Raw genomic sequence first — 12,902 nt, forward strand, 5'->3', positions numbered from 1 at the left:
GTCAGCCGTACTACATGGCATACTTGGGCGATATCAATTCCCTCGACACCTTGGTTTTCTTTTAGGAGGCTTTAATTCCCGCCGAAGACTTTCAGAATTAAAGAAATTCTATTGAAGATTTTTAGGTGGCGGTAATATGAATTGGAGCTGCTCTCGCTTGCCGTTTACAATATCATCTGTTAATTGACAAAGATAATTTATTGTAATGATTGAATAACCTGGCTCAAGCTCTTCTATTTCGCCATGCTGATTTTCAAGCATATTGATAACCGCAAAAAGTGAACCATACTCAAGAGCAACAGTCGTGTTATGTTCATCCACAGAGGGGGCAACAATTATCTTATCTTGATATTTTAACTGCTGAGGTACTGGAGCAATAATATGGGTTTCATTCTTGTATAAGAGATTATCGTATGTCCCATAATCGACAAGTAAAACGCCAGAGTAATTCTTTTCATTGCAAAACTGTCGAAGGATTTTGGAGTAATCACGATTTGACTTAACTTTGGTATTAGGATATAGCTTTTTCATTATTACCTCCTTATAAAGTTGTCACTAAAGTTGCCAAATTTTTATCAGACAACCCTATGTTTTAACAACAAAATGACACTTTATTGCTGGGATAACAAGGCGTTTAGTGTCATGCATATATATAGCCGCCCTGTTTGATAGATAGGATGAAGTTTTAGTCCAATCCGCCTGTTTCGATACGGCAGTATGGATTACGCGTACTGGTTTTGTTGATTATTGAGAGTGATTTTGGCTATTTAATAATATTGGTTTCGCTGTTTTAATCTGTTTGATTTCTTTTTGTGCGGTTTGTTCTTCTTGTGGTTGTAGTCTCGCTATAATGCGATCTATTGAAATGTAGAGCAGTATGGGAGCAATAGGAATTGCTGTGTATGATGCCTACGGTTTTAAAGATATGAGCCTTGCCAAGTTTGCTCGTTATCCACATTTTCCGTGGATAATGCTGTGGATAACAGACTTATCTTGAGTATGGGTAATCCTTATTTCGAGTGCTATAAAAGTATGCTAAAGCTTTTTCCTACCTAGCCGATGCAAAATTTGCATCAAGATAATTTTAATTGTTGCTGTATTGATACTTATCATAATCCTTTGTCACCCAGTGAGTTGTTCACGCTACTCACCAGGACCTTAAGTGAGGGTTTCCCCTCACGAATAATGATGAAGCTCTTTTTCAAAAGCTATTTATCATCAGGAATTCAGATTCCTCTTGCTGCTTTTCTTATCCCAGCTCATGTTAATTAACGATTCAGAGGTGAGTATTTATTGTTCATCGAATAAACAGTGCGTTGTATTACGTGCGGTGCAATATTAAGTATTCATTTTCAAAAACAGCTAAATCGCCGACTATCATCTAAAGCTGCTGGTAGAATCAATGTGCTGAATTGTGCGCCTTTAGAAATATCACAAAGCGCCTGGCGCTCAGCCGGATTGTCCATATAGCTTTGCTGATATTCTGCATTTAACACAGGTTTGCCGTTAGCAATAAAATTGGTCAGCGCGTCACACTCATGGAACTCATGACATTGCTCATTAATACTAAAGTCAAAATAACTGATTAAGTCAGGAATTTGATCCAAATCATTTTTAAGCCCAACCGATAACCCTCTTTTATGTGCTTCATTGGCAATAAGCTTATTAAATGCCAACTGATCCCTGGCGCTTATATTAAAGCCGGAATTATTTTGATAAGCATCTATATTATCCGGTTCCACGCCATCACAGCCTTTTAGCAGAGCCAAATTGAGCCGTGAAATCATGACCTCTGCTACATTATGTGAGCGAATATCAAGCCATCGCTCATCCGGCCAATCATCTAAAGGATTACCCAATTCCTCAGGCTTGAATTTATCTTTATCTGATCTAAAATCTTCATAACTACCTGCTGAGAAATAACAGATAACCTTTTTGCCAGAAGCTTTGAGTGTATTAATCAAGGATGGGGAAGAATTAAACAGATCAATATCGTAAAGTTGAACTGGATAATTCATATCGATGTCATTATCTTCAATGGTGTCATTCATTGCATTTTTCATTGCGCCTTTCTTAGCAATTTTCAACTGCCATTGCCAGGTTATTGCTACAGGCGGTTTGTACCAATTACCAGTAGTAACCGCTGGTGCATCAGGATCAAGTAACGGTGCTTTAGAAAGAAAAAATAATTCAATATTGGAGTAATCGCTACTACCTGCATCATTATGAGCTTTTATTGCCACAATGAAAGCAGCGCCATCCCATAACTCAATTGAGCCAGATGTGGCATTACCCATATCAACATTTTTAATGCTTTCTGGACCGGTAAAAGGAAAAGGGGCATAAAATAACTGATAACCACTGGCATTTGGAACTGGAGACCATGTAGCCGATATTTTGGTGCCTTCTTGCGTTACTAAAATAACAGGTGGGTTTAATGCATCTGCTAAAGCGAGACTATTAGTTAATAGAAGAAAAAGTATCAGTATGATCAACATAATATTGTTATTTAAACCTTAGTATATTATTAATATTAAGGAATAAAAGCTAGGGCGACAATAATACGATTGCATACAGTTTTACTCCTCATTAGGAGGAACTTCGCTAAGAACAACTTATGTATTCTGCCTCTGCGCTATAAAGCCGGAGAAGAAGTAAATCTTCATTTTGCGATCTTGCACGGTGGAAATCAAGCTATATATTTTGATTCGATGAGTATCTATAATTTTTCATCACCTTCAAAGATCATAATGCGAGCGTTTTAAGGATTTGCGCGAAATATGTCCCTGTTGAGCAGTCGTGCCAAAGAACGGCAATGACAACGCATATCATGATAGAGAAATAGCAATCGGATATCAAACCAGTTTCATTTCGATAGCTCTATATCAACGAGTTTGTTGATTTCAGGAGAGATGAGGCTAAGATATTTGTTTGCCTGATCTATATCTATATCTGCTCTTTCGATATTTCACTCATTCTGTTAGAAAATGAATCATCAGTAAAAAATTGGCTTGGCGGATATCCCATAACTTGCGAAACTGTTAACTCAATATAACTTGGTGCTATGTCAATATAGCTGCAACAAAATATTTTCTTTGAAAGTTGAGCGTAACACTCCGTTATTTTTTCAATCATGCCAGATACTCTGGATTCTCTGAACCCGGCAACTGCTACCTGTGATGCTTTAGTCATTGCTTTTTTCACGTCTTGATATGATTGAGCATGTACTGAAGACATAACAGAGCTAATTACTATGAACAGCATTATTTTTATTGCTCTCACAACTTCAATTATTTTGTTAATCCATGTAAGCGTTTATTCGTTGCGTAACAATAACTTTCACGTTATAACGCAACTTGCTCAGAGCATTGAATTATGCTCATCTCTTAATGGGAATCCTGAAATTATTTATAATTTAAGACTCTGTACCCTAGTTCAGCTAAAACTAATTTTAGCTGAACAACTTAGCCTAGCCTTGGTTTTGTTTAGGAATAATATTAATTTTCAAAGGGTATTAAACATCGTACTTACTCAATTTCCGGGAAATTTCTGATTGCTCTTGTTTTCTTTCCAGATGCTTTTCACATCTTTTCTCATGATGATACGTTTTCATTTCTTGCAGTTTGGTATTTTGCTCAGGAGTTAATATCTTTTTTAATCGTGATTGAGTTTCCTCACGAATTGCTTTGTGTTTGTCGCCCTGCTCTTGAAAAGGGCTTCAATTTTTGCTTTTTGATCTTCACTTAACCTCAGTTCTCTATTGAGCCGCTCTATTTTTTTAGTGCGATATTGTTCATGATTTCCTCGCCTGGATGTGCGACTACCGTCAAAGGAAATGCTAAAATAATTACCATACCATATAGTTTTGCATGCATAGCCCAGTTCTCCTAATGATTAATGATAATCAAGTAGTTAATTGCTACTCTTGAGTTGAGGTAATAAATGCGCATACAGTTTGCAGCAACTGTGAAAAAAATATGGAAGTGAAGTGTATGACTAAATTTCAAATCTATCGATGAATACTTCTCATGAATGAAAATTTGGTTTAAGTGAGTGCGCCAATGTCATGAATAGAAAGAATCGGTGTATATCTTCACGCTACCACTTAACCGATCAAGAATTCGCTGAGTTAGAGTTTGAACACCGTCATACTACCGATAAGCGTTATGTTGGTCGGGTTAAGGCTGTTTATCTGTTAGAAAAAAGGGTGGTCGGCCACCAGGCTTGCACAAGCCCTGTTGATTGAGCGTGAAACGGTACGCAATCACTTCAAGCGATAGGGTAAAGGCGGGTTGGCTGCCTTGCAAAGAAACGACGCTGGCGGCAGCGACGCTGCGCTTACAGAGGAACAGCAGCGGTTGCTGGATCAGCATCTGCGTGAGAATTTCTATCTCACTGCCAAAGAAATCGCGCATTACGTGGAGCAGACGTGGCCAGGATCACCAAATTTCGAGCAACACAGGTCGACAACGCATCAACCTCAATGGCGCTATCGATTGCGCTGGACTATCCCAATCATTCGCTATTGACACGGTCCATGCACAATCCACGATAGCGTTGTTGCAACAGATCGAGCAACAACATCCCGCTGCTGCCCGTATATACGTCATCTGTGATAATGCCCGCTATTATCGCTCTCAGCTCGTTACTGAACACTTAACACTTGTTAAATTCAAAAATCGAATTGATCTTCCTGCCACCTTATGCACCCGATCTGAATCTGATCGAGCGCTATTGGCGATTCTTCAAAAAAGAAATTCTGTATGGCAAGTACTGTCAAACTTTTGCCTTGATCAAGCAAGCTTGCGATGATTGCTTTGCTGCTTCCAACTGCCATAGGGAAGCGCTACGCTCCTTGTTAACCGATAATTTTCAGATTATCGATTGCGCTTGAGTGCCGAAATTTGAAGTGCGGCTAGTATAGAAGAAAAAGGTTAAGCGTCATTGTATGCTATAGTAATTTCTGCTGCTTATGGTTTAAAGCAGCGCCGGTTTTCTTGATGTTTTTATCAGTCATATATTTGTTATCTTTAGGAGGAACAACAGTGAAACAGATACTATTCTCTTTTGTTTTTTTGGGGTTGCTGTTTGTATTGCCAGCTTGGGTTATAGCCGGAGAGCACCAATCTGCGCGTGGCAGTCAAGTACAGGCTGCCGGACCATATAATCTGGAGCTGATCGCAAAGGATGGTCAATTGCAGCTGTATGTCACCGATCGCATGCAAAATGCAGTGCAAACTAGCGGAGGCTCGGCAATTGCCAATATTATTGACAAAGATGGCAATCGCGCTACTGTCCAGCTAAAGCCAGTTTTTGGCAATATCATGAGAGGGTCTGGGGATTTCAAGATAACCCCGGATACAAAGATATCTGTGCTCCTCGCAATGGATGTAAAAGGCACGCATGTGGCTCGTTTCACTTTCAAGGGAGAACCAGCTTTCAAGGGGGAACCAGAAACTGCGCCCGCGCAAACGACTGAAAGCGACAATCATCCACCACATGAAGGCGCTTCCGAAAACGGATCTTCCGATGAAGATTGAAATTAGATAGCAATTTATTCCGTCAGCTAAGTGGTCCGATGTGACATTTAGCTGACGGTCGATAGGGCTCCAAAAAATGGGAGCTTTTCTACGATCAGCCAAAGCAAATAGTGGAAAAACAGGTAGTTATTTGTTGCAGTGTACTGCGAATCTATTAAAATAAAAGACTGCAACTGACGGATTATCAACCGTTTATCTGCCACAGCCTCCCTTATCAAACTGGACAGGCGCTCCTCCCGCATACGGCTTTGCGATGTTTTCTTCCTTAAGCATTGAACTTAACGCATCCTATCGCACCAACTTCTTAAGCAGGACAATTTCATGGCTCCTACTTTAGTTAACGTGAGTTCGACATAAGAATCATCACATCACGGCAGGAAAAACCTGAGAAAATCTAATACTAAGAAAGATCTCTTCTCGATAATAATGATGAAACTCTCTACCAAAATCTATTTAACGTAAGTTCGACATAAAGATCATAGCACCACGCCTAGAAGAGTTTGAGGGTTTCTGATATTAAGGGAGGGTTTCTTCTCACGAAAAGTATAAGCCACCAGCCCGGCTATCAGATTAACAAAGAAGTTAAGTGGACTGCGATGACGGGAATGCTCGATTTGCGAGATTTAACCCCGATCACCAAAGAGTTTTCCAAAGAAGAAGTGCGCCAGTTCCAGTACCGGATCACGGGCATCCACATTGCCTGCTGTTATTTTTACCCCAGCAATTCTTGCCTGGTCATTGATAACCAGGTGCAGCTTGAATCCATAAAACCAACCCACGCTGGTCTTTCCCTGGGCAGCAAGCCTGCCATTACTTTATGTGACTAAATACGCTGGTTGTGACACACGCTGATCCTGATGGAATCAATGAAACTGATCCCACTGCAGCGCCCGAAGCGACTGGTCAGAAAACAGCACAAAGGTACCAGGCTACCTTGCGGCAACTCAACAAAGCGGTGGTCGCTCACCAACCTTGGAAAATAACCCCGCTGATGCCTCAACACGTCATTCAGGTAATAGTGCTTAAACGTCCGGTACCGGATAGATGAGACCCCACCATGATGGTCATGACTTCACTTAGACACAGCTCCCCTCGGCGACGACGCCGTTTTAGCGATGACCCCGACAAACGTCGCTCCTACCTCGGCTCAAACTCTTTACAAAAATCGTCAATTGCACAAAAAATCATTAGCATAGTATCCATCGGATCTGATCCTCCTAATGAGGAAACTCTTTTTGAAAATCTTTTCCTCATAAGGAATTCAGGTCCCTTTTGCTGCTTTTCTTATCCTGAACTCACGTTGTAATACCCCATAATCCCGTTTGACCTCATCCCGGAAGGCTACTGGCAAATGCGCCCAGTCATGGACTTCTATCAGTATCGGCAAACTGCTTTCTTGTAATGCTTCAATCAAATCACCTCAACCAGCCACTTCAGTCGTCAGAACGTTGGGATTACGCAATACGAGATCCAGATCACTGCCTTCATGTGCCGAACCATGGGTTCAACTGCCAAAAACCCAGACTTCGGCTTCGGGCACATGTATTGCCAGCGAGCGCTCCAGTTGTGCCGTATGACGATCTGCCAGCTCAATCCACTTGCTCATTGGGAAGATGCTTCAGGGTATCAGCCAACTCTCTCGCATCGTTAATAAATTGTGGCAGCAGTTTAAGAGTCTGATTGGCAAAACCCTCCCCATAGTCGTGCGCAGCAGTATTGCGGTTAGCGCGGTATGCGAGCCAGCGCTCGACGCCATCCATATCGAGAAGCCCATGCCTTCCTGCCATACGCAGCACATCGTTAAACACTAACCCGTCCACGGCACGTGGGTTACCGCTATAGGATTTGAGTGTCTCACGCAACAACTTGCCGATCGCTTCAAGCGACAATTCCAGACTCTTGATCGCTGCATTGCGGTAGAGATCATAAAGTATGTCGTCATTGTCGAGACGTTGCAGCGCAATCAACGCCTGCTCAAGCGTAGTGATGGTACGCAGGAAGGGGTCAACGTTCAGCGGCGTTCAATATCCTTCAGTAACTTTAGTCATTTTTATGGTATGCCATTCCTTTTCTAAATTAAAACTGACTTTATCGGCTTCACCTTGCCGTATGATTGATCCTGTCCGTGGCTCGCCTTCGCGTCATTTTTGATTTAGAAATGGAATCACGTCAACATAACAGGATTAATGCGAATGTTAGCTGCCACTATTATTACTTCAAAGTCATCATTATGCTTTTACCAGCACTGTCAGTGCACCGGTTAGTCCTTCGACTACGCGCGCCATCTCGGCATAGTTGAGCTCTCCAGGGGTATCACCGGCCCGATGATAGTGCGGGTAGCGATAGAATGCTGTATCGGTGACCATCACTGCCTGATAACCTTGCCGCCAGAACGAAATCTGATCACTCCAGGAAACGCCCGGCACAATAGTGGGGCTGGCAAGCGTCTCGTACGGAAAATCTGAGCTGGCAGCGAACGCCGCCGCGAATTGTTTGAGCGCATGGCGTGAATTGAGGTTGGACACGAAGCCGATGAAATTGCCACGATCAGGATAGAGCCAGCGCAGTAAGGGAGGATAGCTCTGGCTGCCTGGCTCTTCGCTGTAGCAGCCGAGCATCTCGAGCGAGAGCATGAGACGGATATTATCATGTCGCTCACGTGCAGCCTGCGCATAAATCTTGCTTCCCATTTCACCGATATAGAAGAATGGCGATTCTTCATTCACAAACGCCACTAGCCGCAGTGTGCGCTCAGGTTTGACTCCGACAAGAAATCGTGCGATCTCGAGTAGCGCGGCCACGCCGGAAGCGTTATCATCTGCGCCCGGGCTGCCCGACACGGTATCATAGTGTGCGCCAGCGAGCACAATCTCACCGGCCTGCTCCCTGCCGTATATCTCGATCTCGAGATTCTCGCTCCATACGCCGCCTGCATCATAGCCCTGAGCGTGAACTTCATAGCCTAACTGGCTCCAGGTATCATGAATATAGTCGGCAGCAGCGTACAACGCTTTCGGCCGCCACACGTTGCGCTCGCCGATCTCACTCGCAAGCTTTTCAACATGCAGCTGCAACCGCTGTTCAAGTAGTGGTTTCATTTTGTTTTACCTCCTGGATGTCGTTTCCAGATAATCATCCCATCTCGCCAAACTTTTCGCACCCGATGAAACGGGACAGTATGTAATGTGCCATCTTCCTCTTCCGCTTCGAAGGCAAAGTGCTGACCTGGCTCGATGATTATTCGCTCGAGTGGTACACGCTTGTGCTGGTGCTCGATTTTATCCTCATAGGCAAGCTCAAATTTTCCCTTCCCGAATTCCGGATCCCAGCGGATGCGCGCGAGCAGCTCGTGAATCGGGATCATAATAATTCTCTACGTAATTTCACAGTAATGTATGCCAGATCCGGCGATTCAGTTACCTCGAACGTTACCGGCAGAAACTGTTCTATCAGCCACATCGCGGTACGCGCATGCAGTGAGACATGGCGCGTGCTGAATGAGCCACTACCTATAAGCGCGAGATAAACAAGTATTTGATCAGCTGCGTGGATATCGAGCGCAGTACCCGCGGAAATATCTGTAGCAAGCTCTTCCCCCACAGCCTCACCCAACGTCTCCGCAGTGACGCCCCGCTCTGCGACCCGCGCTGCACCCCGCACAGTATGCTCACTCTCGAGCCAGCAGGTGACGGCGCCCCCTGCACCAAAAGCTGCTTCACGACCCAAAACCTGCGTCTCGATCCTCGCGTGCGCACCGTATGTGCCAAGCCGGTTAAGTACCGCCTGCTTCATTCGTAGCGCAATATGCTCAGGAAGATTAGTCACGTGCGCAAGCCCGCAGATGGTCTTGCTATATCCAGACGCATCGAACACTGCGGATGAGAGCATTGCCGGCTTTACTGCGAGCTCGATCTGGCCACCACCTTGTGGATAGTAGCCGCGGCGCAGCACGCGCATGGTCACCTGTGCACCGAGTCGTTTGATCAGCGGGATAAGCACTGCGCGCAAGTAATCCGCAGCGGGTGCCTGCCGCACGTCAGTACCGCCGGTGATATGCACCTTGCAAGGCAGGTGGATCGCCAGCATGACCGGCAGCAAGGCTTGCAGCACCAGCGTAATGCTGCCTGCCGTGCCCACATCAAAGCGATAATCGCCACCCCGAAGCATTGCCGGCTCGAAAACAATTTGGTCTGATCGCAAGGTGAGGCCTTCGATGCTCGCACCGCAGAGCTTGCCTACGGCGTGCACCCCGGCAAGGTGCTGTGCAGCAAGGCCGGGTTTGTCGCGTCGTGCACGAATATTCATGATACGCACATCGATACCAGTAATGGCAGACAATGCGACGGCAAACCGCAGGAGCTGACCACCGCCTTCGCCATAACTGCCATCAATCTCAAGCATAAGCTACCCCCAGAGAGAATAGCGGTGCGCGCCTGGCTTGAGGCTCGGAATACGTTGAGCGGCATCGAGCATCACCCGTGCGACAAATGTCGCAACGTCAAACCGTCCCTCCAGCAGCAACGTGGCATGCGCACCTGTTCGCTCAGTACCGATACGTTCGAGCAGGATACCGCGGCCTTCCTCCTCCAGGGCGGCAATGCTTTCCACTTCGAACACCCGTGTCTGCTCACCGACGAAGAGCGGATCAGCAGCGAGAGCAGCCTCAACTTTATCGAGCAACCTCCTGTCTGAGTCCTCTACATTCTTTGCGTCCTTTACGTTCTTTGCGAACTCAACATAGACATAGCGGGTCAGTTGCCCCTGCCCGTCACGCATCTCGGTGGCAAGTGCACCTTTTATACCTTCGATGTTTTCTACCATTTCGGTATGATGTAGGCTCGCACTTGGTCGGCTGGTGCGCTTGGTGCGGCCATCAGGAATTAAGGTGGTAAACGCGCGCTCGAACAAAGGCAGCATGCCCGGATTCCATCCTGCCCCAACAATAGCGCACGTATGATGATGGCGCGCCGCATTGCCGATGGCATCATAATGCGTCTCAAGTGAAGGCCCTTCCAGCACCGCATTCTCAACGATCGGTATTTCTGCCTGGAGCAATTCGCGTGCTACGCCAAGGACGATCTCTGCAGGCACACAGATCAAGGCGACATCAACACGCTTCAAGTCACGGATGTGCGTAACTACCAGAATCTTGCCAAGTGGATCGGGCAATTTCATTGGTGAAACTGGACGTCGAACCACCCCAGCCAATGCCAGATAATCGATATTACGTAATGCCATTGCACAAGCACGTCCTACTCGCCCAAAGCCGATGACCGCAATGTTAAGCTTCGCCATGAGTCTTCCCTCCGTACCTCTTTAGGAAAAGTATTCGCTGAGCGGTGTAATTTTTTGGTTATCTTCCTGTTCGACCTCTCTTTTTACATCAAGTGCCATCCAGAATAAGTACGCATCCTAAGGTTTAATTTTTGTTCCCAGCACTTGCAGGAATTTGGCGAGCCAATCAGGATGTGCCGGCCAACCCGGGGCAGTAATCAGCTTGCCATCGACATGGGCCTGATCCATCGGAATATCCCTATACGTTCCACCTGCACGTGTGACATCCGGTGCTACCGCCGGATAAGCAGAACATGCCTTACCCTCGATGACTCCGGCCGCCACCAGCAGTTGCGCGCCATGGCAAATGGCGGCAATAGGTTTATTCGCTTCTGAAAAATGTTGCACGATTTTGATGACTTTTTCATTCAGACGAATATACTCAGGCGCGCGCCCGCCAGGAATGACCAGCGCATCATAATCTTCTGCCTTAACCTTGGTGAAAGTGGCATTCAGCGTAAAGTTGTGGCCTGGTTTTTCGCTATAGGTTTGATCTCCCTCAAAGTCATGTATGGCCGTGCGCACAGTCTCGCCTGCTTTCTTTTTAGGGCAGACCGCATGGACGGTATGCCCCACCATCAACAGCGCTTGGAATGGCACCATGACCTCATAGTCTTCCACATAATCGCCTACCAGCATCAAGATTTTTTTTGCACTCATCATGAACTCCTTTCTTTTTATTGTGTTTTACAAGTTGCCTCTCTGGCAGCTATTGTAGCGAATGGGGTGCGGTAATGGATCGACCGATAGTCGATCCAAGCTGGCTAATGCTGAGAAATTGCGAGCAGTTATAGCACATCACGGTAAAATCCATTTCTAAATTAAAGCTGACTTTGTCGACTTCGCCTTCCGTTTCATGGGTACGGTCTGCGGCTCGTCTTCACGTCATATTTTATTTAGAAATGGAATCACTGGCTGATCATAAAGATAAGAGAGTGTCTCCAGCAGCCGGACTGATGCTCAGCTCTCTTGTTGAAATTAACGACGAGACTTAAGGTTTACGGCCACTCACGATACTATAATAGCCAAAAGCTTTCTGAATTTGAATTTGCTCAAATCCGATTTCCCTCAGCATCGCTGACAATTCCTGACCGGAATATTGCTTGCCCTCAGTCCAACCCAGCATTATCATACTGAATGCTGCGGCAGCGAAAGGACCAGTTTTTTCATCATTATAGAGCATCTCATGAATAACGATCCGTCCGCCCGATTCCAGACGATTGAAACTTTTCGCCATCAAAAAGTGACATTTTTCTGGCAACCAATCGTGAAACATATTGGAGAAAAAGTGCAGATCGGCAGCAGGCCAATGATCGCGCCAGATATTGATCTCACACGTTTTAACGCGATCCTGCAGCTTGTACCGGGTAATATAGTCCTGCGCAATCTCACACACTTGGGAAAAATCCAGGATATGTGCCTGTAAGTCTGGCCAACGCAAGGCTGCACCAATCGAATGCGCGCCAGAACCTCCTCCAATATCCAGCATCATCCGGTGCTGGGATAAATCCATGACTTGTGGCCAAACGAGCGCTGGCGTCATGCTGATACTGTGCATGCCGCAGGTGAAGCGTCGAAGCAATTCAATCTGCTCCTCATGAGATTTGAAAATATCGCCCCCTCCGTATGCCTGGGCAGAATCGGTAAGGGCAGCTTTCTCCAGACCCGCATAGGTAGATACTTGGTAATTGTCGATCATCAGATCCCAAAAAAATCCGAAGTAATTAGGACTGTCTTCGAGCAGATATTCCTTACTAACCGGGGTCAGCGAATAGCGCCCCTCTTGTAAGGATAAGAAGCCTAATGCAGTCGCCGTCGTCAATATTGCTTCGGCCGGACGCGGCGCTACGTCCAGTGCCGTACAAATTTCCGGCAAAGTATGGGAATTTTGAGCTAATAAAGGAAAAATTTTCAACCGATGCGCCAGTAACAAGGCTGGATAACCATAAATCGCAAAGATCACATCCCAGAGTGGACGGTCATCCACCTGCGGTACCTGGATACTGGAAAAATTATCTCGCGCCATGA

General features: G+C 45.7%; 14 protein-coding genes and 2 pseudogenes. 4 read left to right on the plus strand and 12 right to left on the minus strand.

Annotated elements, in window-relative coordinates:
* Nucleotides 1-108 precede the first annotated feature (108 nt).
* The 3 genes from BM283_RS02195 to BM283_RS02205 form a co-directional block, all read right to left on the minus strand.
* Nucleotides 109-531, minus strand: coding sequence for a hypothetical protein (locus BM283_RS02195; RefSeq protein WP_090688676.1), 423 nt, complete (start codon nt 529-531; stop codon nt 109-111).
* 821 nt (nt 532-1,352) lie between these two features.
* Nucleotides 1,353-2,498, minus strand: coding sequence for an endo alpha-1,4 polygalactosaminidase (locus tag BM283_RS02200; protein ID WP_217646412.1), 1,146 nt, complete (start codon nt 2,496-2,498; stop codon nt 1,353-1,355).
* A 448-nt stretch (nt 2,499-2,946) separates the two neighbouring features.
* Nucleotides 2,947-3,237, minus strand: coding sequence for a hypothetical protein (locus BM283_RS02205; RefSeq protein WP_139225169.1), 291 nt, complete (start codon nt 3,235-3,237; stop codon nt 2,947-2,949).
* An 829-nt stretch (nt 3,238-4,066) separates the two neighbouring features.
* Between BM283_RS02205 and BM283_RS19210 the strand changes: the two genes are divergently transcribed.
* The 4 genes and pseudogenes from BM283_RS19210 (at nt 4,067) to BM283_RS02215 (ending at nt 5,540) form a co-directional block, all read left to right on the plus strand.
* Nucleotides 4,067-4,246: a hypothetical protein gene (locus BM283_RS19210; RefSeq protein ID WP_217646413.1), complete on the plus strand. Its 180-nt coding sequence runs from the start codon at nt 4,067-4,069 to the stop codon at nt 4,244-4,246.
* A gap of 131 nt (nt 4,247-4,377) precedes the next feature.
* A pseudogene (locus tag BM283_RS20425) lies at nt 4,378-4,647 on the plus strand (transposase); the annotation flags it as partial.
* Between the two features lie 37 nt (nt 4,648-4,684).
* Nucleotides 4,685-4,894, plus strand: coding sequence for a transposase (locus BM283_RS20430; protein ID WP_368086396.1), 210 nt, complete (start codon nt 4,685-4,687; stop codon nt 4,892-4,894).
* A 151-nt stretch (nt 4,895-5,045) separates the two neighbouring features.
* Nucleotides 5,046-5,540 (plus strand): hypothetical protein, encoded by a 495-nt coding sequence (locus BM283_RS02215; protein ID WP_090688686.1) that lies wholly within the window; start codon nt 5,046-5,048, stop codon nt 5,538-5,540.
* A 476-nt stretch (nt 5,541-6,016) separates the two neighbouring features.
* On the opposite strand, the pseudogene BM283_RS02220 reads toward BM283_RS02215, so the two are convergent.
* The 9 genes and pseudogenes from BM283_RS02220 to BM283_RS02260 form a co-directional block, all read right to left on the minus strand.
* Nucleotides 6,017-6,743: pseudogene (locus BM283_RS02220) on the minus strand (transposase).
* A gap of 58 nt (nt 6,744-6,801) precedes the next feature.
* Nucleotides 6,802-6,954, minus strand: a complete 153-nt coding sequence (locus BM283_RS19215; protein ID WP_217646415.1) for a hypothetical protein — start codon at nt 6,952-6,954, stop codon at nt 6,802-6,804.
* A gap of 175 nt (nt 6,955-7,129) precedes the next feature.
* Nucleotides 7,130-7,555, minus strand: coding sequence for a nucleotidyltransferase substrate binding protein (locus BM283_RS02230; protein WP_090688689.1), 426 nt, complete (start codon nt 7,553-7,555; stop codon nt 7,130-7,132).
* Nucleotides 7,556-7,768: 213 nt separating this feature from the next.
* Complete coding sequence (locus tag BM283_RS02235) at nt 7,769-8,638, minus strand: M28 family peptidase (RefSeq protein WP_090688692.1); 870 nt, start codon at nt 8,636-8,638, stop codon at nt 7,769-7,771.
* Complete coding sequence (locus BM283_RS02240) at nt 8,635-8,904, minus strand: DUF504 domain-containing protein (protein WP_090688696.1); 270 nt, start codon at nt 8,902-8,904, stop codon at nt 8,635-8,637. Before BM283_RS02240 ends, BM283_RS02235 begins: the two co-directional genes overlap by 4 nt.
* Nucleotides 8,901-9,941: an RNA 3'-terminal phosphate cyclase gene (gene rtcA, locus BM283_RS02245; protein ID WP_090688699.1), complete on the minus strand. Its 1,041-nt coding sequence runs from the start codon at nt 9,939-9,941 to the stop codon at nt 8,901-8,903. The genes BM283_RS02240 and rtcA overlap by 4 nt, the downstream gene beginning before the upstream one ends.
* Nucleotides 9,942-9,944: 3 nt before the next feature.
* Nucleotides 9,945-10,835, minus strand: a complete 891-nt coding sequence (locus BM283_RS02250) for a hypothetical protein (protein ID WP_090688702.1) — start codon at nt 10,833-10,835, stop codon at nt 9,945-9,947.
* Between the two features lie 117 nt (nt 10,836-10,952).
* Nucleotides 10,953-11,534 carry a DJ-1/PfpI family protein gene (locus tag BM283_RS02255; protein WP_090688706.1) on the minus strand — a complete coding sequence of 194 codons (582 nt, stop codon included), beginning with the start codon at nt 11,532-11,534 and terminating at the stop codon, nt 10,953-10,955.
* A gap of 331 nt (nt 11,535-11,865) precedes the next feature.
* Nucleotides 11,866-12,900 carry a methyltransferase gene (locus tag BM283_RS02260; protein WP_090688709.1) on the minus strand — a complete coding sequence of 345 codons (1,035 nt, stop codon included), beginning with the start codon at nt 12,898-12,900 and terminating at the stop codon, nt 11,866-11,868.
* Nucleotides 12,901-12,902: the final 2 nt, after the last annotated feature.

The sequence above is a fragment of the Nitrosomonas sp. Nm34 genome, from assembly GCF_900113925.1.
Classification (GTDB): Bacteria; Pseudomonadota; Gammaproteobacteria; order Burkholderiales; family Nitrosomonadaceae; genus Nitrosomonas.